Origin of the sequence: Halopseudomonas sp. (genome assembly GCF_041579695.1) — a bacterium.
Classification (GTDB): domain Bacteria; phylum Pseudomonadota; class Gammaproteobacteria; order Pseudomonadales; family Pseudomonadaceae; genus Halopseudomonas.
Genome location: NZ_JBFGFI010000043.1, coordinates 1 through 23,110, shown reverse-complemented (window position 1 = coordinate 23,110; position 23,110 = coordinate 1). Strand labels below are relative to the sequence as shown.

Annotated in this window: 26 protein-coding genes; 17 read left to right on the top strand and 9 right to left on the bottom strand. The window is 58.3% G+C overall.

Annotation, left to right across the window (positions count from 1 at the left end; genetic code table 11):
• From mnmG to ABYA88_RS09895, 17 genes are all read left to right on the top strand, one after another.
• Window positions 1-1,719: tRNA uridine-5-carboxymethylaminomethyl(34) synthesis enzyme MnmG (gene mnmG, locus ABYA88_RS09975; RefSeq protein ID WP_373187028.1), on the top strand; the 1,719-nt coding region annotated here is incomplete at its 5' end.
• Between the two features lie 5 nt (window positions 1,720-1,724).
• Window positions 1,725-2,369: a 16S rRNA (guanine(527)-N(7))-methyltransferase RsmG gene (rsmG, locus tag ABYA88_RS09970; protein ID WP_373187026.1), complete on the top strand. Its 645-nt coding sequence runs from the start codon at window positions 1,725-1,727 to the stop codon at window positions 2,367-2,369.
• A gap of 9 nt (window positions 2,370-2,378) precedes the next feature.
• A complete protein-coding gene (locus ABYA88_RS09965; protein WP_373187024.1) occupies window positions 2,379-3,182 on the top strand; it encodes a ParA family protein in 804 nt (267 codons plus the stop codon).
• A 21-nt stretch (window positions 3,183-3,203) separates the two neighbouring features.
• Complete coding sequence (locus ABYA88_RS09960) at window positions 3,204-4,064, top strand: ParB/RepB/Spo0J family partition protein (RefSeq protein WP_373187022.1); 861 nt, start codon at window positions 3,204-3,206, stop codon at window positions 4,062-4,064.
• A 170-nt stretch (window positions 4,065-4,234) separates the two neighbouring features.
• Window positions 4,235-4,639 carry a F0F1 ATP synthase subunit I gene (locus ABYA88_RS09955; protein WP_373187021.1) on the top strand — a complete coding sequence of 135 codons (405 nt, stop codon included), beginning with the start codon at window positions 4,235-4,237 and terminating at the stop codon, window positions 4,637-4,639.
• A 13-nt stretch (window positions 4,640-4,652) separates the two neighbouring features.
• The gene (atpB, locus tag ABYA88_RS09950; RefSeq protein WP_373187019.1) at window positions 4,653-5,507 is read left to right on the top strand and encodes a F0F1 ATP synthase subunit A; all 855 of its coding nucleotides are present in this window, start codon (window positions 4,653-4,655) and stop codon (window positions 5,505-5,507) included.
• Between the two features lie 65 nt (window positions 5,508-5,572).
• Window positions 5,573-5,812 carry a F0F1 ATP synthase subunit C gene (gene atpE / locus ABYA88_RS09945; protein ID WP_150276449.1) on the top strand — a complete coding sequence of 80 codons (240 nt, stop codon included), beginning with the start codon at window positions 5,573-5,575 and terminating at the stop codon, window positions 5,810-5,812.
• A 103-nt stretch (window positions 5,813-5,915) separates the two neighbouring features.
• Window positions 5,916-6,386, top strand: a complete 471-nt coding sequence (locus tag ABYA88_RS09940; protein ID WP_373187017.1) for a F0F1 ATP synthase subunit B — start codon at window positions 5,916-5,918, stop codon at window positions 6,384-6,386.
• A 12-nt stretch (window positions 6,387-6,398) separates the two neighbouring features.
• A complete protein-coding gene (locus ABYA88_RS09935) occupies window positions 6,399-6,935 on the top strand; it encodes a F0F1 ATP synthase subunit delta (RefSeq protein ID WP_373187015.1) in 537 nt (178 codons plus the stop codon).
• Between the two features lie 15 nt (window positions 6,936-6,950).
• Window positions 6,951-8,495: a F0F1 ATP synthase subunit alpha gene (atpA, locus tag ABYA88_RS09930; protein WP_373187013.1), complete on the top strand. Its 1,545-nt coding sequence runs from the start codon at window positions 6,951-6,953 to the stop codon at window positions 8,493-8,495.
• Window positions 8,496-8,569: 74 nt separating this feature from the next.
• A complete protein-coding gene (atpG, locus tag ABYA88_RS09925) occupies window positions 8,570-9,433 on the top strand; it encodes a F0F1 ATP synthase subunit gamma (RefSeq protein WP_373187011.1) in 864 nt (287 codons plus the stop codon).
• A 47-nt stretch (window positions 9,434-9,480) separates the two neighbouring features.
• Window positions 9,481-10,857 carry a F0F1 ATP synthase subunit beta gene (gene atpD / locus ABYA88_RS09920; RefSeq protein ID WP_373187009.1) on the top strand — a complete coding sequence of 459 codons (1,377 nt, stop codon included), beginning with the start codon at window positions 9,481-9,483 and terminating at the stop codon, window positions 10,855-10,857.
• 42 nt (window positions 10,858-10,899) lie between these two features.
• Window positions 10,900-11,337 (top strand): F0F1 ATP synthase subunit epsilon, encoded by a 438-nt coding sequence (locus tag ABYA88_RS09915; protein WP_373187007.1) that lies wholly within the window; start codon window positions 10,900-10,902, stop codon window positions 11,335-11,337.
• Window positions 11,338-11,470: 133 nt separating this feature from the next.
• The gene (gene glmU, locus ABYA88_RS09910) at window positions 11,471-12,832 is read left to right on the top strand and encodes a bifunctional UDP-N-acetylglucosamine diphosphorylase/glucosamine-1-phosphate N-acetyltransferase GlmU (protein WP_373187005.1); all 1,362 of its coding nucleotides are present in this window, start codon (window positions 11,471-11,473) and stop codon (window positions 12,830-12,832) included.
• A gap of 83 nt (window positions 12,833-12,915) precedes the next feature.
• Window positions 12,916-14,100 carry a C17 cyclopropane fatty acid synthase CfaB gene (gene cfaB, locus ABYA88_RS09905; RefSeq protein ID WP_373187003.1) on the top strand — a complete coding sequence of 395 codons (1,185 nt, stop codon included), beginning with the start codon at window positions 12,916-12,918 and terminating at the stop codon, window positions 14,098-14,100.
• Window positions 14,101-14,180: 80 nt separating this feature from the next.
• Complete coding sequence (locus ABYA88_RS09900; protein WP_373187001.1) at window positions 14,181-15,056, top strand: flagellar brake protein; 876 nt, start codon at window positions 14,181-14,183, stop codon at window positions 15,054-15,056.
• Complete coding sequence (locus ABYA88_RS09895; RefSeq protein WP_373186999.1) at window positions 15,056-15,529, top strand: DUF192 domain-containing protein; 474 nt, start codon at window positions 15,056-15,058, stop codon at window positions 15,527-15,529. Before ABYA88_RS09900 ends, ABYA88_RS09895 begins: the two co-directional genes overlap by 1 nt.
• Before the next feature lie 6 nt (window positions 15,530-15,535).
• On the opposite strand, the gene ABYA88_RS09890 is transcribed toward ABYA88_RS09895, so the two are convergent.
• From ABYA88_RS09890 to purE, 9 genes are all read right to left on the bottom strand, one after another.
• A complete protein-coding gene (locus ABYA88_RS09890; RefSeq protein WP_373186997.1) occupies window positions 15,536-15,907 on the bottom strand; it encodes an NADH:ubiquinone oxidoreductase in 372 nt (123 codons plus the stop codon).
• Entirely contained in the window at window positions 15,904-16,905 is a 1,002-nt protein-coding gene (locus tag ABYA88_RS09885; protein ID WP_373186995.1) for a GTP-binding protein, read from the bottom strand. The genes ABYA88_RS09890 and ABYA88_RS09885 overlap by 4 nt, the downstream gene beginning before the upstream one ends.
• A gap of 68 nt (window positions 16,906-16,973) precedes the next feature.
• Window positions 16,974-17,339, bottom strand: a complete 366-nt coding sequence (locus ABYA88_RS09880) for a DUF3301 domain-containing protein (protein WP_373186993.1) — start codon at window positions 17,337-17,339, stop codon at window positions 16,974-16,976.
• Window positions 17,340-17,425: 86 nt separating this feature from the next.
• Window positions 17,426-18,988, bottom strand: coding sequence for a diguanylate cyclase (locus ABYA88_RS09875; protein WP_373186992.1), 1,563 nt, complete (start codon window positions 18,986-18,988; stop codon window positions 17,426-17,428).
• A 101-nt stretch (window positions 18,989-19,089) separates the two neighbouring features.
• Entirely contained in the window at window positions 19,090-19,797 is a 708-nt protein-coding gene (gene tsaA / locus ABYA88_RS09870) for a tRNA (N6-threonylcarbamoyladenosine(37)-N6)-methyltransferase TrmO (RefSeq protein ID WP_373186990.1), read from the bottom strand.
• A 3-nt stretch (window positions 19,798-19,800) separates the two neighbouring features.
• The gene (locus ABYA88_RS09865) at window positions 19,801-20,736 is read right to left on the bottom strand and encodes an alpha/beta hydrolase (RefSeq protein ID WP_373186989.1); all 936 of its coding nucleotides are present in this window, start codon (window positions 20,734-20,736) and stop codon (window positions 19,801-19,803) included.
• 106 nt (window positions 20,737-20,842) lie between these two features.
• Complete coding sequence (locus ABYA88_RS09860; RefSeq protein WP_373186988.1) at window positions 20,843-21,370, bottom strand: DUF3299 domain-containing protein; 528 nt, start codon at window positions 21,368-21,370, stop codon at window positions 20,843-20,845.
• Between the two features lie 19 nt (window positions 21,371-21,389).
• Window positions 21,390-22,472 carry a 5-(carboxyamino)imidazole ribonucleotide synthase gene (locus tag ABYA88_RS09855; RefSeq protein WP_373186987.1) on the bottom strand — a complete coding sequence of 361 codons (1,083 nt, stop codon included), beginning with the start codon at window positions 22,470-22,472 and terminating at the stop codon, window positions 21,390-21,392.
• Between the two features lie 10 nt (window positions 22,473-22,482).
• Window positions 22,483-22,983, bottom strand: a complete 501-nt coding sequence (purE, locus tag ABYA88_RS09850) for a 5-(carboxyamino)imidazole ribonucleotide mutase (RefSeq protein ID WP_373186986.1) — start codon at window positions 22,981-22,983, stop codon at window positions 22,483-22,485.
• Window positions 22,984-23,110: the final 127 nt, after the last annotated feature.

Sequence of the window (23,110 nt, the reverse complement as noted above, 5' to 3'; positions counted from 1 at the left end):
GTCAAGGAAATCGACGCGCTCGGCGGGGCCATGGCCCGGGCAACCGATCTTGCCGGCATCCAGTTTCGGGTGCTGAACAGCCGCAAGGGCCCTGCCGTAAGAGCCACACGGGCTCAGGCCGACCGGATTCTGTACAAGGCGGCGATTCGCGAGATTCTTGAGAACCAGCCCAACCTGTGGATATTCCAGCAGGCCTGCGATGATCTGATTGTCGAAAATGATCAGGTCTGTGGCGTCGTGACTCAGATGGGCATGCGCTTTCACGCCAGCAACGTGGTACTGACCACTGGCACTTTCCTTGGTGGCCTGATTCATATCGGTCTGGATAACTATTCCGGCGGCCGTGCCGGCGATCCGCCCGCCACCACACTGGCAAAGCGGCTGCGTGAATTGCCGCTGCGCGTCGACCGACTGAAGACCGGAACACCACCGCGTATCGACGGTCGCTCAGTGGATTTCAGCAAGATGACCGCGCAACCGGGTGATATCCCGCTACCGGTCATGTCGTTCCTCGGCAAGGTCGAGGAGCATCCACAGCAGGTCAATTGCTGGATCACCTACACTAACGAGCGTACCCACGAGATCATCCGCAACAATCTCGATCGGTCGCCGATGTACACCGGTGTGATCGAAGGTATCGGCCCGCGCTACTGCCCCTCGATCGAAGACAAGATTCACCGGTTCGCTGACAAGAACCAGCACCAGGTATTCATCGAGCCCGAGGGTCTGACCACCCATGAGTTATACCCCAACGGTATCTCCACCTCGCTGCCGTTCGACGTACAGCTGCAGGTCGTGCAGTCCATCGAGGGGATGGAAAACGCGCATATCCTGCGCCCCGGTTACGCGATCGAATACGACTACTTCAACCCTCAGGACCTGAAATACTCGCTGGAGACCAAGGTGATCGATGGCCTGTTCTTTGCCGGTCAGATCAACGGTACCACCGGTTACGAGGAAGCTGCTGCCCAGGGCCTGCTGGCCGGTATGAACGCCGCTCGGCGAGCGACTGATCAGGAAGCCTGGTGTCCGCGTCGCGACGAAGCCTACATCGGTGTGCTGGTCGACGACCTGATCACCATGGGGACCCGCGAACCCTATCGGATGTTTACCTCCCGCGCCGAATACCGGCTGGTACTGCGCGAAGACAACGCCGACCTGCGCCTGACCGAGAAGGGGCGTGAAATGGGTCTGGTCGATGACCATCGCTGGGCCGTATTCAGTGCCAAGCGCGAAGCTATAGACCTCGAACATCAGCGTCTGCGTAGCACCTGGGTGCAGCCGGCCAGTGACATGGGCAAGGCGTTTGCCGAGAAGTTCGCCACGCCACTGACTCATGAATACAGTTTGCTCGACCTGCTACGCCGTCCCGAAGTGGACTACAACACGCTGTGCGAACTGACCGGCAAGGTCGATATACCCGCCGATGCCGCCGAACAGGTCGAGATCCATACCAAGTACGCCGGTTATATCGATCGGCAGCAGGATGAGATCAATCGTCTGCGGCAGAACGAGCAGACAGCCATTCCTGAGAGCCTGGATTATCTGGCTCTCAATGGGCTGTCCAACGAGATAAAACACAAGCTTGCCGATGTCAGGCCGCAGACGCTGGGACAGGCCTCGCGTATCCCAGGTGTAACTCCAGCTGCTGTGAGTCTTTTGCTGATTCATCTGAAGAAACGCGGCGCAGCCAGTAGCAGCCTTGTGCAAGAGGCCTGATAAACATGTCCGATCACGCTGCCGAACTGTCCACCGGAGCTGCCGAACTGGGCATCACCCTGACAGACACGCAGAGCAGTCAGTTGCTCGATTATCTGACCCTGCTGTACAAATGGAACAAGGCCTACAATCTGACAGCCGTGCGTGATCCCGACGAGATGGTCAGCCGACACCTGCTCGACAGCCTGAGTATCCTTCCGTTCGTCGAAGGTGAACATTGGCTCGATGTAGGCAGCGGCGGGGGTATGCCAGGTATCATACTGACCATCATGCGCCCGGATTCTCGCTTCCTGCTGCTTGACAGCAACGGCAAGAAAACCCGCTTTCTGACCCAGGTAAAGCTGGAGCTGGGGCTGGAAAATCTGCAGGTAACCCAGGGCAGGGTTGAAGCGTTCCAGACCGAAACCGCCTTTGATGGTATTGTTTCCCGAGCATTCAGCTCAGTCGCCGATTTTACCCAGATGACCCGTCACCTGAGTCATGCCGGAACGCGCTGGCTGGCGATGAAGGGACAATACCCGGAAGAGGAGCTGGCAGCCCTGCCGGTCGACTTCGAAGTAGATCAGAGTACCCGGTTGAACGTACCCGGTTGCCAGGGCAACCGGCATTTGCTGATTCTACGGCGCCGGGTTCAGACTTTGAACGGATAGGAGGTCATTGTGGGCAAGGTATTGGCAATAGCCAACCAGAAAGGCGGTGTCGGCAAGACCACCACGTGTATCAACCTGGCAGCTTCGCTGGCGGCAACCAAGCGCAAGGTGCTGCTGGTGGATCTCGATCCCCAGGGTAACGCCACAATGGGCAGCGGGATCGACAAGGCAGGTCTGACCAACTCCGTTTACGAGCTGATTACCGACCGCTGCGATTTCCAGCAGGCCATGCAGCGGTCCGAGAATGGTGGCTATGATCTGCTGCCGGCAAACGGCGACCTTACCGCGGCCGAGGTCGAACTGCTGGCAATGAAAATGAAGGAAAGCCGGCTGCGCTATGCGCTTGCCTCGGCACGCAATGCCTACGATTTTGTCTTGATCGACTGTCCGCCGTCACTGAACATGCTGACCGTCAACGGCCTGGTGGCTGCAGATGCGGTCATTATTCCGATGCAGTGCGAATACTATGCACTGGAGGGTCTGTCAGCACTGGTCAATACCATTCAGAGAATCGCTGCGGTACTAAACCCCAGCCTGCAGATCGAGGGGCTGCTGCGTACCATGTATGACCCGCGCAACAGCCTCACGCTGGACGTATCGGCGCAGCTGACCAGCCACTTTGGTGACAAGCTCTACCAGACGGTTATCCCGCGTAACGTGCGACTGGCTGAAGCGCCGAGTTTCGGCATGCCGGCATTGAGCTATGACAAGCAATCGCGTGGCGCGGTGGCTTACCTCGCCCTGGCCGGTGAAGTGGTGCGGCGCAACAAGCAGGCCGCCCGGGCAGCCGCCCTGGCGAACGCGAACGACTAAAAGAAAAAGGACGATAGACGCATGGCGGTCAAGAAACGCGGCTTGGGGCGGGGACTCGATGCTTTGCTGGGCCAGCCCGGCAGTACCGGACAGGAAGCAGAAAGTCAGGAACAGCAGCTCAAGGATTTGCCGGTTGATCTGATCCAGCGAGGCAAATATCAGCCGCGCCGGGACATGGACCCGCAGGCACTGGAAGAGCTTGCCAACTCGATCCGCGTTCAGGGCGTCATGCAACCTATCGTGGTGCGGCCGATAGCCGATGGTCGCTACGAGATCATCGCTGGCGAACGGCGTTGGCGTGCCACCCAGCAGGCAGGTCTTGATTCCATTCCGGCGGTGATTCGCGATGTACCCGATGAAGCCGCCATCGCCATGGCGCTGATCGAAAACATCCAGCGCGAAGACCTCAATCCGATAGAGGAAGGCATCGCACTCCAGCGCCTACAGCAGGAATTTGAACTGACCCAGCAGCAGGTAGCCGACGCGGTGGGTAAATCCCGCGTCAGTATTACTAATTTGTTACGCCTGATGTCGCTCCCTGATGACGTAAAACTCCTGCTTGAACGTGGCGACCTGGAAATGGGCCACGCCCGGGCCCTGCTCGGACTGCCCGCCGAACAACAGACCCAGGCGGCGCGTCAGGTAGTGGCCAAGGGCTTGACCGTACGCCAGACCGAAGCACTGGTTCGGCAGTGGCTCAACCCCCGGCGTGATCCCGGAGACACCCGCGTCAATCCCGATATTGAGCGACTGGAGCAGGATCTGGCTGAACGCATCGGTGCGTCGGTGAGTATCCAGCATGGCGCCAAGGGCAAGGGCAAGCTGGTGATCAGTTACAGTTCGCTGGATGAACTCGATGGCGTGCTGATGCATATCAAATAACGCTGATCCGGCCAACCTTGGCGGATCCAGCGGCATTTGGCCAGTTGCTGTTGAACCTGATCTTTATTCAACCTATACTCCTCGCGCTATTTTAGCTGGTGTAAATGCACCAGTGTGTTGCAGTCAGCGACTCGAAAAGAAGCTACAGGTCATCAAAGCGAGGCGGGTGGATGGACGCAAGAACACCCAACAAGACCCCGTTTCGACAGTTACCTGCCTTTCCGGTGCTGAGTTTGCAATCTGTGGTTGCCGTGCTGGCAGCCCTGATCCTGTGGTTTTTCCAGGGTCCAGTGGCCGGTTATTCCGGTTTGCTCGGGGGGCTGATCGCATTGCTCCCCAATGCCTATTTTGCCTATCGGGTGTACCGCTACAGCGGAGCCCGCTCGGCGAGGGCCATCGTCAAGGAGTTCTACTCCGGCGAAGCCGGCAAGATAATTTTGACAGCCGCACTTTTTGTGCTGGTGTGGGTAGGTGTAAAACCCCTGGAGCCAACCGCGGTGTTCATCGGTTATCTCGCGGTACTGGCAGTGGGGGCCAGCGCATTGCTCATCGTCCGACGTTTTCAAAAGCATTGAGTTAGAGGCAAATATGGCAACTTCTTCAGCGGATTATATCCAGCACCATTTGCAGAACCTGACTTACGGTAAGCTGCCGGCCGAGTATGTACGTGCCGATGGCACTGTGGTCGAACAGGCTACCTGGACGCTGGCCAAGAGTGGCGCGGAAGCGACCGACATGGGTTTCATGGCATTCCACATCGATACCCTGGGCTGGTCGGTCTTCATGGGTCTGGTGTTCCTGTTCATTTTCCGCATGGTGGCCAAGAAAGCCACGGCGGGAATCCCGGGCAAGACGCAGAACATGGTCGAGATGGTTGTCGAGTTTGTGCAAGGCGTGGTCAAGGACACCTTCCATGGCCGTAACGCGTTGGTCGCCCCGCTGGCCCTGACGATCTTCGTCTGGGTATTTTTGATGAACTCGCTGAAGTGGATACCGGTGGATTACATCCCGGGTCTGGCCCATGCCTTGGGTCTGGATTACTTCAAGATCGTTCCGACCGCTGACCCCAATGGTACCTTTGGTATCTCCCTGGGTGTGTTCATCCTGATTATTTTCTACAGCTTCAAGGTGAAGGGCTTCGGCGGCTTCATCAAGGAGCTCTCGTTCACGCCGTTCAAGCACTGGGCTCTGATTCCCTTCAACCTGTTCCTTGAAATCCTCGGCCTGCTGACCAAGCCCTTGAGCCTGGCACTGCGACTTTTCGGCAACATGTATGCCGGTGAAGTAGTGTTTATCTTGATCGCTCTGTTACCCTTCTACCTCCAATGGGGGCTGAACGTGCCATGGGCCATCTTCCATATTCTTGTAATTCCGCTGCAGGCCTTCATCTTCATGGTGTTGACTGTGGTGTACCTGAGTGCTGCTCATGAGGATGCTCACTGACGCACTCGAACCGTGTTCAATCAATAACCAACCTTGAACTGCAACCTTGAACTTTAGGAGTAATTATGGAACTCGTAATCATGTCTGCCGCCATCATGATCGGTCTGGGCGCTCTGGGTACCGGTATCGGCTTCGCCCTGCTGGGTGGCAAGCTTCTGGAATCCACAGCCCGTCAGCCTGAGCTGGGTCCGCAGCTGCAAACCAAAACCTTCCTGATGGCCGGTCTGCTCGACGCCGTGCCGATGATCGGTGTTGGTATCGCGATGTACCTGATCTTCGTTGTTGCTCCTGGCGTTGCCGCTTAATCCAGTTTGATCTCCGCGGGGGCTACTTCTGGTAAGTGCCCCGGCGGTACATCATCTGGATCGACATATCCGGGACTCAACGAATAGCACGAGGTAAATCGCTGTGAATATTAATCTGACGCTGTTTGGTCAAACGATTGCCTTCGCTATTTTTGTCTGGTTCACCATGAAGTACGTATGGCCGCCGATTACGCAGGCCATGCAGGAACGCCAGAAAAAAATCGCCGAAGGCCTGGATGCGGCTGGCCGCGCCCAGCGTGACCTGGACCTAGCCCAGGAGAAAGCTTCCCAGACCCTGCGTGAGACCAAGGAACAGTCTGCTCAGATCATCGAGCAGGCGAACAAGAGTGCCAACCTCATTATCGAGGAAGCGAAAGACCAGGCACGTTCCGAAGGTGATCGCCTGATCACAGCCGCCAAGGCTGAGATCGAACAGGAAGTAAATCGCGCCAAGGATGAACTCCGTGCCCAGGTAGCCGTACTGGCTGTGCAGGGTGCCGAGCAGATTCTGGGATCCGAAGTGGATTCCAAGGCACACAGTGAGCTGGTTAACAAACTGGCCGCACAACTCTAAGCGAGGCGAGCGATGGCTACTATCAACACGCTAGCTCGACCTTATGCGAAGGCAGCGTTCGAGTTCGCTTCTGCCGCCAATACGCTGGATGCCTGGTCGGGCATGCTGGCGTTGGCGGCGGCGGCGGTCGAGGATGATGCTTTTGCTCAGAGGATGCGCAATCCCGGCTTGACCGATGAGCGCAAGGCGGAAGACCTGCTCATGGTGTGCGAGGGTCATATCGACGAAGGGTTCGGCAATTATGTCAGAACGCTTGCCGAGCATGACCGTTTGCCCTTGATCCCGGTAATTGCCGAGCTTTACGAGCAGCACAAGGCAGAACACGATCGGAGCATAGTGGTCGAGGTGGAATCCGCCTTCGAGCTGAGCGACGATCAACAGAAAACGCTGGCAACCGCACTAACTAAGCGGTTAGACCGGACAGTAACTCCTCATGTGACCATCAACCCGGCCTTGATCGGCGGTGTGTTGATTCGTGCGGGTGACCTGGTCATCGACGGTTCGGTCCGCGGCAAGCTGGATAAGCTGGCCGAGGCGTTGAAATCCTGATTTGAGGGACATGGCATGCAGCAATTGAATCCTTCCGAAATTAGCGAAATTATCAAGCAGCGCATCGAGAAACTCGATGTGTCTTCGCAGGCCCGGAACGTGGGCACCATCGTCAGCGTTTCTGACGGTATCGTGCGCATTCACGGCCTTGCTGATGTGATGTACGGTGAAATGATCGAGTTTCCCGGTGGTGTATACGGTATGGCACTGAACCTGGAGCGTGACTCCGTGGGTTCGGTGGTACTGGGCGACTACCTGGGCCTCGCCGAGGGCATGACCGCCAAATGTACCGGTCGTATTCTCGAAGTCCCGGTCGGTCCGGAACTCCTTGGCCGCGTTGTTGACGCGCTGGGTAACCCGATCGATGGCAAGGGTGTGATCGACGCCAAGATGACTGACGCAGTCGAGAAAGTGGCGCCAGGTGTGATCTGGCGTAAGTCGGTAGACCAGCCGGTACAGACCGGTTACAAGTCTATCGATGCCATGATCCCGATCGGCCGTGGCCAGCGTGAGCTGATCATTGGTGACCGTCAGACAGGTAAGACGGCCATTGCGATCGACGCGATCATCAACCAGAAAGATTCCGGTATCAAGTGTGTGTACGTGGCAATCGGTCAGAAGCAGTCGACCATCGCCAACGTCGTACGCAAGCTGGAAGAGCACGGCGCGATGAGCAACACCATCGTCGTTGCGGCCTCGGCCTCCGAGCCGGCTGCTCTGCAGTTCCTGGCACCTTACTCCGGCTGCACCATGGGCGAGTACTTCCGTGACCGCGGTGAAGACGCGCTGATCATCTATGATGACCTGTCCAAGCAAGCTATTGCCTACCGTCAGATCTCGTTGCTGCTGCGCCGTCCGCCAGGCCGTGAAGCCTATCCCGGCGATGTGTTCTATCTCCACAGCCGTCTGCTGGAGCGCGCATCACGCATCTCCGAAGACTACGTCGAGAAGCTCACCAACGGTGCAGTGAAAGGCAAGACCGGTTCGCTGACGGCTCTGCCGATCATTGAAACTCTGGCCGGTGACGTTTCCGCCTTCGTACCGACCAACGTGATCTCAATCACCGATGGTCAGATCTTCCTGGAATCCAACCTGTTCAACGCAGGTATCCGTCCGGCCGTTAACGCCGGCGTATCGGTATCTCGGGTAGGTGGTGCAGCGCAGACCAAGATCATCAAGAAGCTGTCCGGTGGTATTCGTACCGCGCTGGCTCAGTATCGGGAACTGGCGGCCTTCGCCCAGTTTGCTTCGGACCTCGACGAGGCTACCCGCAAGCAGCTGGAGCACGGTCAACGCGTTACCGAGCTGATGAAGCAGGGGCAGTACGCGCCCATGTCGGTTGCCGAGATGGCCATCGTCCTGTACGCAGCCGAGAAAGGTTTCCTGACCGACGTCGAGATGAACAAGATCGGCGCGTTCGAGAAGAGCTTGCTGGCGTACTTCAAGCGCGACAAGGCTGATCTGGTTGCCAAGATCAACGAGAAGGGCGATTACAACGACGAGATCGAAGCCGGTATCAAGTCTGGCATCGAGAACTTCAAGGCGACCCAGAGCTGGTAAGCCGATTGCGGGGTCTGACAAAGTCAGGCTCCGCTTCGTGCGATCTGGCCGCAGGCTAACCTGAAAGGTGAGACATGGCAGGCGCAAAAGAGATACGCGGTAAAATTTCGAGTATCAAGAGTACTCAGAAGATCACCAGCGCCATGGAGAAAGTGGCGGTAAGCAAAATGCGCAAGGCACAACAGCGCATGGCTTCCAGCCGACCCTACGCTGAGCGTATCCGTCAGGTCATTGGCCATCTGGCCAATGCCAACCCGGAGTACCGTCACCCGTTCATGCAAGAGCGTGAAGTCAAACGGGTAGGTTACATCGTGGTGAGTACGGATCGTGGTCTTTGCGGGGGCCTGAACACCAACCTGTTCAAGGCTCTTATCACGAACATGAGAGAGTGGCGTGACCGTAACGTCGAAACCGAGCTGTGCGTGATCGGCAGCAAGGGCCAGACGTTCTTCCGTAGTTACGGCGGTAACGTGGTCGCTTCGATCAGCAATCTGGGTGAACAACCCTCGCTGAACGATCTGATTGGTAGCGTCAAGGTCATGCTTGATGGTTATCACGAGGGTCGGATCGATCGTCTGTATCTGGTCTCCAACGCATTCGTCAACACCATGGTGCAACAGCCCAAGGTGGAGCAGATGATTCCGCTGGTTCCTGCTGACAAAGAGGAACTCAAGGGTCACTGGGACTATGTCTACGAGCCGGATGCGCGTGAATTGCTCGATGGTCTGCTGACCCGTTATATCGAATCGCAGGTCTATCAGGCAGTGATCGAGAACAACGCCAGCGAGCAGGCGGCACGTATGATCGCGATGAAGAATGCGACTGACAATGCGGGCGATATCATCGACGACCTGCAGCTTATCTACAACAAGGCTCGTCAGTCTGCGATCACCCAGGAAATTTCGGAAATCGTCGGCGGCGCCGCCGCGGTCTCCTGAGACCCGGCCAGACGATAGCGGTTTCATACCACTTAGAGGAACCAAACATGAGTAGCGGACGTATCGTTCAAATCATCGGTGCCGTCATCGACGTGGAATTCCCACGCGACGGTGTGCCGAAGGTATATGACGCGTTGCTGGTTGACGAAAAGGGTCTGACCCTGGAAGTTCAGCAGCAGCTCGGTGATGGCATTGTACGGACCATCGCCATGGGTACCACCGAAGGTGTCAAGCGCGGCTTGGTCGTAAGCAGCTCCGGTGCAGCCATTTCCGTACCGGTTGGGGTCAAGACCCTGGGCCGGATCATGGACGTGCTGGGTAACCCGATTGACGAAGCCGGCCCGATCGGTGAAGAAGAGCGTTGGGGCATTCACCGCCCGGCGCCTTCCTACGCGGAACAGGCCAGCTCCAACGAACTGCTGGAAACCGGCATCAAGGTTATCGACCTGATCTGCCCGTTCGCCAAGGGCGGTAAAGTAGGTCTGTTCGGTGGTGCCGGTGTAGGTAAAACAGTAAACATGATGGAGCTGATCCGTAACATCGCGATCGAGCACAGCGGTTATTCCGTGTTCGCCGGTGTGGGTGAGCGTACTCGTGAGGGTAACGACTTCTACCACGAGATGAAGGACTCCAACGTACTGGACAAGGTAGCCCTGGTTTACGGTCAGATGAACGAGCCGCCGGGTAACCGTCTGCGCGTTGCTCTAACCGGTCTGACCATGGCCGAGAAGTTCCGTGACGAGGGTCGTGACGTACTGTTGTTCATCGACAACATTTACCGTTACACCCTGGCCGGTACCGAGGTATCCGCACTGTTGGGTCGTATGCCTTCAGCGGTAGGTTATCAGCCGACTCTAGCGGAGGAGATGGGTGTTCTGCAGGAGCGTATCACCTCCACCAAGCAGGGCTCCATCACGTCGATCCAGGCGGTATACGTACCAGCCGACGACTTGACTGACCCCTCGCCAGCCACCACCTTCGCCCACCTTGACGCGACCGTGGTACTGTCCCGTGATATCGCATCCCTGGGTATCTATCCTGCGGTAGATCCGCTGGACTCCACTTCCCGTCAGCTGGATCCCCAGGTGATTGGTCAGGAGCACTACGATACGGCCCGCGGCGTACAGTATGTTCTGCAGCGTTACAAGGAGCTGAAGGACATCATCGCGATTCTGGGTATGGACGAGCTGTCTGAAGAAGACAAGCAACTGGTAGCCCGCGCTCGTAAGATCCAGCGCTACCTGTCGCAGCCCTTCTTCGTTGCCGAAGTCTTTACCGGTGCACCAGGCAAGTACGTTTCGCTCAAGGACACCATCCGTGCCTTCAAGGGCATTCTGGATGGCGAGTTCGACCACCTGCCCGAGCAGGCGTTCTACATGGTCGGCACCATCGATGAAGCCATCGAGAAAGCGAAGAAAATGTAATGCGAGCGCCCGTGCAAACGGGCGCAGAATCGAGGCAATGAAATGGCTATGACAGTGCACTGCGATATCGTTAGCGCGGAAGAAGAGCTGTTTTCAGGCCTGGTCGAAATGGTCGTGGCACACGGGAACATGGGTGACCTGGGTATTCTGCCCGGCCACACGCCGTTGCTCACCGACCTCAAGCCGGGTCCGGTTCGGGTGATCAAGCAGGATCGCAGCGAAGAGGTGTTCTACATCTCTGGCGGATTCATCGAGATTCAGCCGGGCATGGTCAAGGTGCTTGCCGACACGGCCGTCCGCGCCGGCGACATTGACGAAGCTGCAGCCGAAGAAGCAAAGAAAGCCGCAGAAAAGGCATTGAGCGAGAAGGGTTCCGAGTTCGATTACGGCACTGCATCTGCTCGTCTGGCCGAGGCCGCAGCGCAGCTGCGTACCGTCCAGGAACTGCGCAAGAAGTACGGTGGTCGGACTCCGTCCTGATCACTGCTACAGCAATGATGAAAAAGGCAGCTCAGGCTGCCTTTTTTGTACCTGTTCTTCGCAGGCCACACCCGCCGGGCAATAACAGAAATTTGCTATCATCACCCTACGTTTATCCAGCTATGGTTCCCCTATGATATTGGACATCGTCATTCTCGCTGCCGGTCAAGGCACCCGCATGCGCTCTGCGCTCCCCAAGGTTCTGCATCCTGTCGCCGGCAAATCCATGCTGGGGCATGTTATTGATTGCGCGCGGGCGTTGTCGCCGCGACATATTCACGTGGTTATTGGCCATGGCGCCGAGAAAGTCCGCGAAACCCTGGACGCCGCCGACCTGAACTGGGTATTGCAGGGTCAGCAATTGGGCACCGGTCACGCAGTAGCGCAGGCGGTACCGTACACCACGGGCGCTGAGCAGATACTCGTGCTCTACGGAGACGTACCCCTGCTCAGAACGGACAGCCTGCGCAAGCTCAGTGAGCAGGCGGGTAAAAAAACGCTTGGCTTGCTGACTGTCACCATGGTCGACCCTACCGGTTATGGCCGTATTGTGCGTAATCCGGCAGGAGAGGTTCAGGCGATCGTGGAACAGAAGGACGCCAGCGCAGAGCACCTGCTGATTACTGAAGCCAATACCGGCATCATGGCATTACCTGGCGAGCAGGCTGCCAACTGGCTCGAGAGCCTGTCAAACGATAACGCCCAGGGCGAATATTACCTTACCGATGTGGTGGCCCTGGCGGTTGCCAACAAGGTGGCGATCGAGGTGGCGAATCCGCAAGACGAACTTGAGGTGATGGGCGCCAATAACCGTCAGCAGCTGTCTGTGCTTGAGCGCACCTGGCAACAGCGCGAGGCACTGCGGCTGATGACCGAAGGCGTTACGCTGGCTGACCCAGAGCGGCTCGATGTGCGTGGCAAGCTGGTGGTCGGACGCGATATCTTTATCGATGTGAATGTCGTGCTGGAAGGTCAGGTAACGATCGAGGACGACGTCGAGATAGGCCCCCATTGCGTCATTCGTAACAGCACCATACGCAGTGGGAGTTTAATAAAAGCCTTCAGCCATCTAGAAGGTGTAGATGTCGGCGAGGCGTGCGATATCGGACCCTATGCTCGGCTGCGTCCAGGCACACGCTTGGATCGCGGAGCCAAAGTGGGTAACTTCGTCGAGACCAAGAAAGCCAATATCGGCGCTGGTTCGAAGATCAATCATCTGTCATATGTCGGTGACGCGGAGATTGGCGAGCAGGTCAATATCGGTGCCGGCACCATTACCTGCAATTACGATGGAGTGAACAAGTTCGTCACGAAGATCGGCGACGGTGTATTCATCGGTTCCAACACCGCGCTGGTCGCTCCGGTGACAATCGGTGCAGGCGCAACCACCGGTGCCGGATCGACTATTACCCAGGATGTTCCGGCCGGTGCCCTTGCGGTCGCGCGTACACGCCAGCGCTTGATCGAAAACTGGCAGCGTCCAGCCAAGAAGTAACGGGCGCATTGTTTATAGTTTGAACAGAAATCCGCCGCCTGTGTCCTATATACAACAACAGGAACACACGGCGGAGACTACCCATGCTGGCACAATTTTCCGATAGCCTGAGTAAACTGCAGCTGCCGCTGCGGCTGGCAATCAATAATGGACCTAGCGTGGATCTTGGGCCCAATCCGGCTATTACTCTAGAGATACTCGACCCTGAGCTTCTGGCTGAATTGTCCCACCCCAGTTTGGACATGCTGGGCGAAGCCTATGTAGATCATCGGCTTGAAATCCAGGGACCCATCATGAATGTGATGGCGATCGCCGACCAGTTGAGCATGAATGCGGCGATCGACGAGCCAGCCCCGGTGCAGCAACGCACGGCCCATGACAAGGCGCTCGATGCCGAGGCCATTTCCTACCATTACGATCTCTCCAACGAATTCTACCAGCTCTGGCTGGACCCCGAGATGGCCTATTCCTGCGGCTACTTTCACAGCGCCGAAGACAGCCTGGCGCAGGCTCAACTGAACAAGTTCGATCACCTGTGCCGCAAGCTTCGGCTCAAGCCGGGTGAACGGCTGCTTGATGTCGGCTGCGGTTGGTGCGGCTTGGCCCGATACGCGGCCAAGCATTACGGTGTGAGCGTCTACGGCATTACCCTGAGTCAGGCACAGCTCGACCTGGGGCGCGAGATGAACGCCGCAGCGGGGCTGGGAGATGCAATAGATCTGGCGTTGCAGGATTACCGCGATCTGCCGGGGCTGGGAGACTTTGACAAAGTGGTCAGCGTGGGTATGTTTGAACACGTCGGGCACGCCAACCTCGGCGAGTATTTTCGGATCCTGCATGAACAAGTCAAACCCGGTGGGCTGGTGATGAATCACGGGATTACCGCCAGACATACCGACGGTCGACCGGTCGGGCGCGGTGCCGGCAAGTTCATCGGACGCTATGTTTTCCCCCACGGCGAGCTACCCCACCTGTCGACGGCGGTAGCCGAAATGTCCGAACAGGGTCTGGAGGTAGTTGATGTTGAAAGCCTGCGGCAGCATTACGCGCTGACGCTGGAGCACTGGAGCAACAATCTCGAGTCCTCGCTTGATGAAGCCAGCAAACTTGTTTCGGACAAGGCATTGCGGATCTGGCGCATCTATCTCGCCGGCTGCGCCTATGGTTTCCGCAAGAACTGGATCAATATTCACCAGATCCTGGCGGTCAAGCCTCTCCCCGATGGCCATCATGACCTGCCCTGGACTCGTGCCGATATCTATTCCTGAATCGCGCATAAGCGGCGTAACGCAGTAGCAGCACTGTGCTACATTGTGCTCCTACTGCGTGCAGGTTATGGAGATCTGGGGTGACATTGATACCTCTCACGGAAAAAGACATTCACCTCGGGCATCCCTTGCCGTGGGATCTGGTGGACCGCGATGGCCAGGTACTGATGGAGCAGTCCTGTATCATCGACGATCAGCCAGTGCTCGAACAGTTGTTCAAATCGGATGTCTTTCGAGCCGCACCGGAGCCCAGCGCCGCCGAGGATAAGCAGGCCGAGGAGGAGGATACCCCGGCTGCACATGCGATGCAGATCTCCACGCTTGCGAGTGTCCAGCTGGCACCGGGTGATATGGTTCAGCTGCAGACCCTGCATACCACGCATACTGAGCGCTATCAGGTGAAAATGCTGGGTTTCCATGCGCCTGTCAGCATCCTGGTGACCAGTCCCACAGCCCAGGGCAAACTGGTGTTTATCAAGGAAGGCCAGCAGTTCCTGGTTCGTGGCTTTGTCGGCAAGGATGCAGTGGCATACAAGACCCGGGTTCTGAAATCCAACCTTTCGCCTTTTCCCTACCTCCACCTCGCTTATCCGGAATCAGTGCAATCGATGCGCATACGCGCCTCCGCACGGGTGCCAGTTGAACTGGTCACGTCGGTGGTAGCACCGCGGGGCAGGGGGGCAGCGAAGATCGTAGATCTGAGTTGGGGTGGTGCACGCATGGTTTCGCCGCAGCCGGTGGCAGACAAGGACGATGATGTAACCCTGGCGTTCCGGATCAATCCGTCCGGCCTGGATGTCTACCTGACCATCAAGGGCAAGGTCCGCGCCGTCAGCCAGGACGACAGCAACAAGGGACTGGTAGCAACTGGTGTCGAGTTTGTCGATCTGCATGAGAAGGATAGGCTCTACCTGACCAATATGGTTTATCAGAATTTACTCAAGGACAACCTCTGATGCGGCGGAAACTATCAGGCTGGTTATTTTGCCTTGCCCTGCTCGGCGGCCTTGTTACAGCTCACGCCACCACACATCTGGAACGTATGGTGCTTGATCTGGGCGGGGAGCGCTTCGAGCTGGAATATGCGGCGGATCCCGACGATCGCCGACAGGGATTGATGGGCCGCAAACGGCTACCGGGCGGCACCGGAATGCTGTTTGATTTTCCCACAGGTACGCAACCGGCGATCTGGATGCGCAATATGGTTATCAGCCTGGATCTGGTGTACATCGACGACAGCGGCGTCATAGCCCGGATTTTCCCTGAAGTACCGCCCTGTCCGGCTATGCCCTGCGAGATCTACCATGCGCAGAAAGCATTGCGTTTTGTCCTCGAGGTGCCGGCCGGCACCGCTCAGCGTCTGGGCCTGGCAGTCGGACAGAAGCTGGACCTGGGTGCACTGACTGATCGGCCGCCACCGCGCCGCTAGCTCGTCTTATTCCGCTTCTGGTTCGAGCCAGGTTCCCTTACTGATCTTCTCGCAATAGGCTGCCAGTACGGGCGCGTCGGCTGCATCGCTGTAATAGTGGATCGACTGCTCGTAGGCGATCCCTTCAGCCTTGGCGCCCCGGCATATGCCATAGGCACCTGACGGGCAATTCCGCACAAAATCGATATTGAAACTGCGATCGGGTATCTGCGGCTGGCAGAAGCTGCTGGTGAAAAGTGTTTCGGGAATACTGATGTTCTGCTGGCACATGCGGATCGGCAATTCTTTGTCACTGGAAGTGATTACACATGCCTGGGCCAAGGCATGGGAGCTGATGGCCGACAGAGCCAGGGCGAAAAAAAAGGAACAGGATCTCATGATGACTTCCTCGGGTCAGGGATAGACGAACTGATCACTGCGGCGCGCAGGGCGGCTTCCAGCTGCGGACGCAATGGCATGCCCGCATCCGGCGCTATCAGCTCCAGTCGATTGTCACGGCGCCAGTCGCTCGGCTGCCAGTCCGTCTTTTCGCCGTGCAGGCCATTGAGAGCTAGCCAGCCCTGATCGGTATGCATTACTGCCTTGGCCCGCTGCCAGGGGAAGCTGTTGAACCATGCACGCAGGGCAGCAAGATCGAAAACCTCGGCGGGGTGCATTTTCCAACCGATACTGCGCTGGTTATCGAGCTGTTGTTCACGGCAGTGCCAGTCGCTCGTACTCCGCCACATCTCGCCAGCAGGCAGTGGTCCCTCGGGCAATGACGGCGCGGTTGCGCATGCGTCGGGAAGGGGAGCGAGCGGCAGTTGTGCCAGCGTCAGAGCTCCATGTGAACAGCAAAGCGCCGGCACCGGCTGCATCTGCCTGATCAGGCTGGTGCAATCATCCGGCACCAGGTTTTCTGCCTTGTTCAGGACCACAAGCCCGGCCATGGCCAGTGATTGTTGCTGCGCCGCGCCCAGACTGAAGCCGGCCAGCAGGCGGGGCGCATCAAGCACCATCAGCAGGGGCTGCAATGCAAGCACGCCCTGCCAGGGTGCCAAAGCCAGTTGTCGCATCAGCTCCTGGGGATGCCCCAGCCCCGAGGCTTCGATAAACAACCGGTGCGGGCGCGTACGACGCAGCAGCCTGGCCAGGCCGACCTGGAAAGGCACGCCATTAACGCAGCACAGACAGCCACCCGGGATCTCGGCCAGCTGCACGCCTGCAGCGTCGCCTTGCAACAGCGCGGCATCGATGCCTATCTGGCCAAACTCATTGATAAGGATCGCCCAGCGCTCATTCTCCGGACGTTGACGCAGCAGATTCCCAAGCAACGTGGTCTTGCCGGATCCCAAGGGGCCGGCAATCAGATGGGCCGGAATATGTTCAATCGCCATGGATTCGCTCATCGCGTCAGCATACCGGTTGCCAACGGAGGGTTCCACGTGGAACCAGTACCAAGGGTTCAGTGCAGCCGTTGACCGAAGGAGCCGTCTGCAGCGTCGGGCCCGCCGCCCGGGAAAGGATGTGGCGCAAGTTCAACGTGTCGAGGCCTGAAGCCATGGAACTCGATATAACCGTCATAGCGGCGCTCGCCGGTGACGGTAAACTCGAAGCCATAGCGGCGCACCAGAGCCAAACGCAGACCTTTACTGCGACCCAGACGTATCTTGTTCAGGTAGATACTTTCATCGAGTAGCTGTACGTCGGCTTGCCGGCAATGCTGTCGTACCTGAGCGAGGGCTCGATCGCGCAGCCCCAGCGTGCGCCACCACCAGAAACCCGCTGCGACGGCGAGTATCAGTAGCGCTACATGACCAAGATCGAACATCAAGCCATATCCTCGGATAAAGGGAGCGCCAAGCCTAGCACAGTTGCTCACACGGTCTGCCGTGTCTCAGGGCAATCAGGCTGCAATCAGATATCCGTAGCAATCTCGGCGGTGGTGCCTGTCCATGGAATTACCCGATTGCGTCCGCTCGATTTTGCCGTATACAGTGCCTGATCGGCGCGCTTGAACAGACTGTCCAGGGTATCCCCAGGCTGCCACTCCGACAGGCCGGCGCTTACCTGCACGCCGAAATGATCGGGTCCGTGCTCCAGGACCAGTTCGCTCACTTCCTTTCTGAGCCGCTCCAGCAGCAGCATAGAGGCGCTGGCATCTGTCTCGGCAAGCAGTAACACGAACTCCTCACCTCCGAAGCGCGAGAAGATATCCCCTTCACGCAACACGTTGCGGCACAGCTCGGCGAACCGCTTTAACGCCAAATCGCCAGCCAGGTGGCCATAGGCGTCATTGATGCGCTTGAAGTGATCCAGATCGAGTACTGCCAGAGTTAGTGGGCGTTGATAGCGAGCCGCCCGTTTCAGCGCCAATTGAGCCTCGGCGTTGAAGGCGCGACGGTTCAGGGCCGAGGTCAGCGAGTCCTGCGTTGCCAGCAGGAGCAACTGTTCTTCGAGTGCCTTGCGATGGCTGACGTCACGCATTTCCACTACCAGGTCATGGCTTTCATCGCCTAGGGGCGCAATGCTGATTTCGGCAGGAAATTGCTGACCGCTGACATGCAGTGCTTCTGTATCCAGCTGGCAGGCATGAGGACGCGACAGGTGCTGTGCGATGAGCTTCTGGTTGCGCTCGGGAAACAGGGTCAACACTGGCTGTTGAACCAGGCGTTCGCGTGGCAGACCACTGAGTTGCTCCAGGCGCATGTTGGCATCGCGGATCAGCCCGGCTCTGACAATCATGACAGCAGATGTGGAGGCTCCCAGCAAACGCTCGAACCGCATGGCACTCCGGCGGGCGCGTTGGGCATGTTGCTCACTGTTGGCAAGGATGCGCTGCATGGTCATCAGCGTTACCCCGATAAAGCCCATCACCAGCGCTGGAATGGCGAAATTGTAAGGCAACAGATAACTGAACGACTCATAGGGATTAATGTAGGGCGCGTCGTTCCACCAGTTGCGGTATCCCAGGTACCCGCGTAGCAGTGTGACCGTTGAGTACACCAGCAGGCTTATACCCACGAGCAGGCGGGCCGGACGGGTGGCCGGGTCGGACTTTTCACGCAATAGCAGCCAGATTGCCTGAACCGGCAGAAGGCCTGCGATGGTCGAATAGACCCCCATCAGGAAGTCCGAATTGCCCTCGAACATCCAGTAGTGGATGTTGAACAGGATCATCAGACTGACGCTCAAGGGCACTATCCACCAGGGCAGCGCACGGTCCATGAAGCGGAAAATGCCCAGCAGGAACAGCGCCTCACCGGCCAATTGGCCAGCGTTGCCCAGCACATTCAATGTCGGGCTGCCGGTGAGGATGAAGCCGATAAACAGCAGGATACCGACGATCAGTGACCAGCTGCCGGCCATCCAGAACCCTGGGCCGGAATAGGGGCGGGACATACGCCAAAGGGCTGTCGCCGCAATCGCCACGGCAAACAGCAGGCATAATCCCAGCAGCATGGGGGAGTAATAAAACAAGAGTAGTCGCCCGCCTTCCAGAGGTGGAAAGAGTATAGCTGCTGGGAGCGAGCTGGTCGCCTCCCTGACCGATACCCAGTGCAGGGTGTCCAGACAGCGGCTCAGGCCGTGGCTATCGACTGCAGTTCGATCGACACAATCTGGATGCAACCGGCATGCGGGTAATGCCAGCGCACGTTCAGGTCCCAGAAGCGGACTCCGTATTCGCGCTCTGGCTGGGGCTGCTGGTAGGCCGGCTTGGGATCCTGGGCCAGACATTGTTCGATAAGCTCGATAACAGGCTGCTGCAAGCGCTGGGCGTGCTCGCGGGCAGCCTGCCAGGCAACGGGCTTCCAGGCGACCGATATCAACTGGGGGGCAGTGTCGGCCATCGCGTTGTGCGCGTGTGGCAGGCTGTCTGCATAGGGTAGGTATGGCTTGATATCGAGCACGGGTGTGCCGTCCAGAAGATCGATTCCGGAGATCAGCAGTTTCCCCTGCTCCACTGCGTCCAGGCGCACTACTGACTGGCCGATGGGATTGGGGCGATGCGTCGAGCGGCTGGCGAAAACGCCAATGCGCTGGTTACCGCCCAGTCTTGGAGGCCTCACCCTGAGGTGCTGGGGTCCAGAAGAGGCGGCATGGAACACGAACAGCAGCCATAAGTGGCTGACACCTTCCAGCCCTGCTGTGGCTTCCGGCTGGTCGTATGGGGGTAGTAATTCCAGAATGCCGCGGGCGGCAGGCGCGAGGCTGGGCTGGCGGGGTATCGCAAACTTCTCATGAAAGCACGAATGCACGATACCCACTGGGTCGAAATGGTAGGCCAAGGGTCAGCCGGTTAACAGTGGGGGTATTGAGTCGGGATTGTCCGGTATCACGAAGTGGCTGCCGCCTTCGATCTCGATGACCTGGAGATTCTCCGCCTGTTGCGCACTGGCGCGCATCGCATCGGCCTGCAGAACCCGATCCTTGCCGGGAACGAGGACCGCTCCGCGTTTGACGTGCTGATAGATTTCGCTGCCGGTATTGTCCATCCAGTGCGTCATGTCCTTGAGGTTGGCGACCATGGTGGAACAATGGCGTGGATTGAATGGCAAACCCATGATCAGCTCGCGCTTGCGGGGGTTTTCCAGGGGACCCCACACCGCGCGGTTGCGCGGAGAGATAGGTTGCTGTTGCCACAGGGGCAGGAAAAAAGGCAGAAACCAGCGTGCCACCGGCGGCAGAGGTGCATAGGGTTTGCCCTGGGGCAGCACCGGGGCCTCGAGAATTACCTCGGTATTCTCGAACAGGCCGGGCTCCTGGCGTGCTGCTTCCAGGGTGACTGCGCCGCCTCGGGAATGCCCGTGCACGCGCACGTTCGCGGTGGTCACCAGGTTGCGCAGGGCCATGTTGAGAACTTCGGCATCGTAGGCGATGGAGCCGGGTGCTGCTTTGGGCTCGTGGCTCCAGGCGGGAACGACCGGCCGCTTATCGAGCACAGGAACGTGGTAGTCGGCGCTGGTAATCAGTATCAGCTCCAAATCCGGGTCGGCATAGTATTCGGTAAAGTACAGGAAATTTTCCATGAAGCCGGGCATGACGATAACGCTGGCGCGGGCTGGTTGTCGCGTGGTCCTGCGGGCGATCGTAGCCTGGCCGACGGTAAACAGTTCTCCCTTGAAGGACGTCGCCTGCTGTGCCGGTATCTCTTTTCGCAACAGCCAGCGCCGCAGATAGACAACGATGAGTACAGCCAGCCCCGCAAAACCAATCAGCGATTCCATCTGAAAAACTCCATCAGAACTCCCGGTTAGTATTGGATCAGAGGTCTAGCATAACGGATTACATGCAGCCGTAACCCACCCGTAAGGGGGATAGCCAAATGCCATTTCATTCGCCGTCGTAAACCCACACCTTGTCGGCCTCAAACCGGTAGCTGGCATCGGCGAGTTCATTGCTGGTCTGATCGATGTTCAGTTTTCCGCTCATCCAGAAGGGTTCGTAGATATCGTCGATTGCGATACCCCGCGGATAGTCCACCAGAATGATCTGGTTCGGCGGCGGCGGCGGAACGTGGATGCAGGCGCCGGCATAGGGCACCAGGAAAAAGCTCGTGTAGAGCCCGGCAGCGTTGCTTTCCAGGGGGACCGGATAGCCGGCTATGCGCAGTTCCTCGCCGTCCAGCTCGGATACCACACGCGTTGAGTACATCACCTCAGGCAGGTTTTCGTCGCGCTGACGCATACTGGAGCTGAAGTCGCCGGGGAGCTCCTCAGTGCCTTCGTGGCCGATCTCGGGCATGTCGAGCATTGCCTGGTAATCTTCCTGAGGCAGCAGATCCAGCCAATCGACCGTGCGCGGCGCAGCCTCGAGCCAGAGCGGCAACAGCAGGAAAATACACAACCAGTAAGAACGCATGCCGGGCTCCGGTTATCTTTCAGACGCCGATGAGCGCCTGTAACTCTGCGATCCGTGCGTCCAGGGCCTGGTTGTCGGCGCAGCGCAGCGTCGCATGGCCCACCTTGCGTCCGGCCTTGAACGCCTTTCCGTAGTGATGCAAATGGCAATCAGCTATCGCCGTGACCTGCTCCACTGGCGGCACCTCGCCTATAAAGTTGAGCATCGCGCTTTCACCTACCTTGGCGGTGGAACCCAGTGGTAGTCCGGTGATGGCGCGCAGGTGATTCTCGAACTGGCTGCATTTGGCGCCTTCGATGGTCCAGTGCCCTGAGTTATGCACGCGGGGAGCGATCTCGTTGGCTTTCAGACCACCGTCGATTTCGAAAAACTCGAACGCCAGCACGCCAACATAATCCAGCTTCTCCAGCACCCGCCTGGCGTAATCCTCGGCCAGATCCTGCTGCGCATGGCTGGAGCTGGCCACAGACAGGCGCAGGATGCCCTTGTCGTGAACATTGAGCACCAGCGGGTAGAAAGCTGTCTCGCCGTCGCGTCCGCGCACTGCAATCAGCGAGACCTCACCCTGAAACGGCACAAAGGCCTCGAGGATGCAGGGCACGCTGCCCAACTCGGCAAAGGCGCCGGCTACATCTTCGGGATGGCGCAGTACTTTCTGACCCTTGCCGTCATAGCCCAGGGTGCGTGTCTTCATCACCGCGGGCAGACCAATCCGCGTGACTGCCGCCTCGAGGTTTTCCTGGGACTGGATATCCGCGAACTCGGGGGTGGGAATGTCCAGATCCTGGAACATGGATTTCTCGAACCAGCGGTCGCGGGCAATGCGCAGGGATTCGGCGTTCGGAAACACCGGCACGAACTGCGAGAGAAAAGCCACCGTCTCCGCGGGAACGCTTTCGAACTCGAAGGTAACCACGTCTGCTTCGTCGGCCAGTTGACGCAGGTGATCACGATCGCTGTAGTCGGCGCGTATATGCTCGCCCAGCGCTTGCGCGCAGGCGTCCGGGGCCGGATCAAGGAACGCGAATTGCTGGCCGAGTGGGGTGCCTGCCAGTGCGAGCATGCGGCCCAGTTGGCCGCCACCGATTACGCCAATCTTCATGTGTGTGTCCTCAGCCCTGTGCCGTATCGCGGGGATCTGGATTATCCAGCACCTTGTCGGTTTGCCGGGTGCGGAAATCCTGTAATGCCTGGTGAAATTGCGGATGCTTGGCGCCGAGAATGCTCGCCGACAACAACGCGGCGTTGATCGCTCCGGCCTTGCCGATGGCCAGTGTTGCCACTGGCACGCCCGCCGGCATCTGCACGATGGATAACAGCGAGTCGACACCCGAGAGCATCGACGACTGCACCGGTACGCCGAGCACCGGCAAATGGGTCTTGGCCGCACACATGCCCGGCAGATGGGCCGCGCCGCCAGCGCCAGCGATGATCACCTCGATACCCCTGCCCGCAGCCTCTTCGGCATACTGGAACAGCAGGTCCGGCGTACGGTGTGCAGACACCACTTTGACCTCGTGGGGAATACCCAGTTGCTCAAGCATATCGGCCGTATGGCTCAAGGTGGACCAGTCTGACTTGGAGCCCATGATCACGCCAACCAATGCGGTCATCTATTCAGTGCCTCGCTTTCTGTTGTGCCGCGCAGTTACGGCAAAAACCAACAAGCCACGACAGAAGAACTGGCGTGGCTTGGCGGAGCAGATCGGTTCCCGGCGGGCGGGCGCGGCCTGCTGACTG

What these genes read in the sequence shown, in the direction of transcription:
- rsmG (WP_373187026.1), top strand. Translation starts at nt 1,725, where the DNA reads ATGTCCGATCACGCTGCCGAACTGTCCACCGGAGCTGCCGAACTGGGC.
- ABYA88_RS09935 (WP_373187015.1), top strand. Translation starts at nt 6,399, where the DNA reads ATGGCTACTATCAACACGCTAGCTCGACCTTATGCGAAGGCAGCGTTC.
- ABYA88_RS09885 (WP_373186995.1), bottom strand. Translation starts at nt 16,905, where the DNA reads ATGGCGATTGAACATATTCCGGCCCATCTGATTGCCGGCCCCTTGGGA.
- atpB (WP_373187019.1), top strand. Translation starts at nt 4,653, where the DNA reads ATGGCAACTTCTTCAGCGGATTATATCCAGCACCATTTGCAGAACCTG.
- ABYA88_RS09865 (WP_373186989.1), bottom strand. Translation starts at nt 20,736, where the DNA reads ATGGAATCGCTGATTGGTTTTGCGGGGCTGGCTGTACTCATCGTTGTC.
- ABYA88_RS09855 (WP_373186987.1), bottom strand. Translation starts at nt 22,472, where the DNA reads ATGAAGATTGGCGTAATCGGTGGCGGCCAACTGGGCCGCATGCTCGCA.
- ABYA88_RS09895 (WP_373186999.1), top strand. Translation starts at nt 15,056, where the DNA reads ATGCGGCGGAAACTATCAGGCTGGTTATTTTGCCTTGCCCTGCTCGGC.
- atpA (WP_373187013.1), top strand. Translation starts at nt 6,951, where the DNA reads ATGCAGCAATTGAATCCTTCCGAAATTAGCGAAATTATCAAGCAGCGC.
- glmU (WP_373187005.1), top strand. Translation starts at nt 11,471, where the DNA reads ATGATATTGGACATCGTCATTCTCGCTGCCGGTCAAGGCACCCGCATG.
- atpE (WP_150276449.1), top strand. Translation starts at nt 5,573, where the DNA reads ATGGAACTCGTAATCATGTCTGCCGCCATCATGATCGGTCTGGGCGCT.
- cfaB (WP_373187003.1), top strand. Translation starts at nt 12,916, where the DNA reads ATGCTGGCACAATTTTCCGATAGCCTGAGTAAACTGCAGCTGCCGCTG.
- atpD (WP_373187009.1), top strand. Translation starts at nt 9,481, where the DNA reads ATGAGTAGCGGACGTATCGTTCAAATCATCGGTGCCGTCATCGACGTG.
- ABYA88_RS09960 (WP_373187022.1), top strand. Translation starts at nt 3,204, where the DNA reads ATGGCGGTCAAGAAACGCGGCTTGGGGCGGGGACTCGATGCTTTGCTG.
- ABYA88_RS09915 (WP_373187007.1), top strand. Translation starts at nt 10,900, where the DNA reads ATGGCTATGACAGTGCACTGCGATATCGTTAGCGCGGAAGAAGAGCTG.
- atpG (WP_373187011.1), top strand. Translation starts at nt 8,570, where the DNA reads ATGGCAGGCGCAAAAGAGATACGCGGTAAAATTTCGAGTATCAAGAGT.
- ABYA88_RS09890 (WP_373186997.1), bottom strand. Translation starts at nt 15,907, where the DNA reads ATGAGATCCTGTTCCTTTTTTTTCGCCCTGGCTCTGTCGGCCATCAGC.
- purE (WP_373186986.1), bottom strand. Translation starts at nt 22,983, where the DNA reads ATGACCGCATTGGTTGGCGTGATCATGGGCTCCAAGTCAGACTGGTCC.
- ABYA88_RS09860 (WP_373186988.1), bottom strand. Translation starts at nt 21,370, where the DNA reads ATGCGTTCTTACTGGTTGTGTATTTTCCTGCTGTTGCCGCTCTGGCTC.
- ABYA88_RS09955 (WP_373187021.1), top strand. Translation starts at nt 4,235, where the DNA reads ATGGACGCAAGAACACCCAACAAGACCCCGTTTCGACAGTTACCTGCC.
- ABYA88_RS09880 (WP_373186993.1), bottom strand. Translation starts at nt 17,339, where the DNA reads ATGTTCGATCTTGGTCATGTAGCGCTACTGATACTCGCCGTCGCAGCG.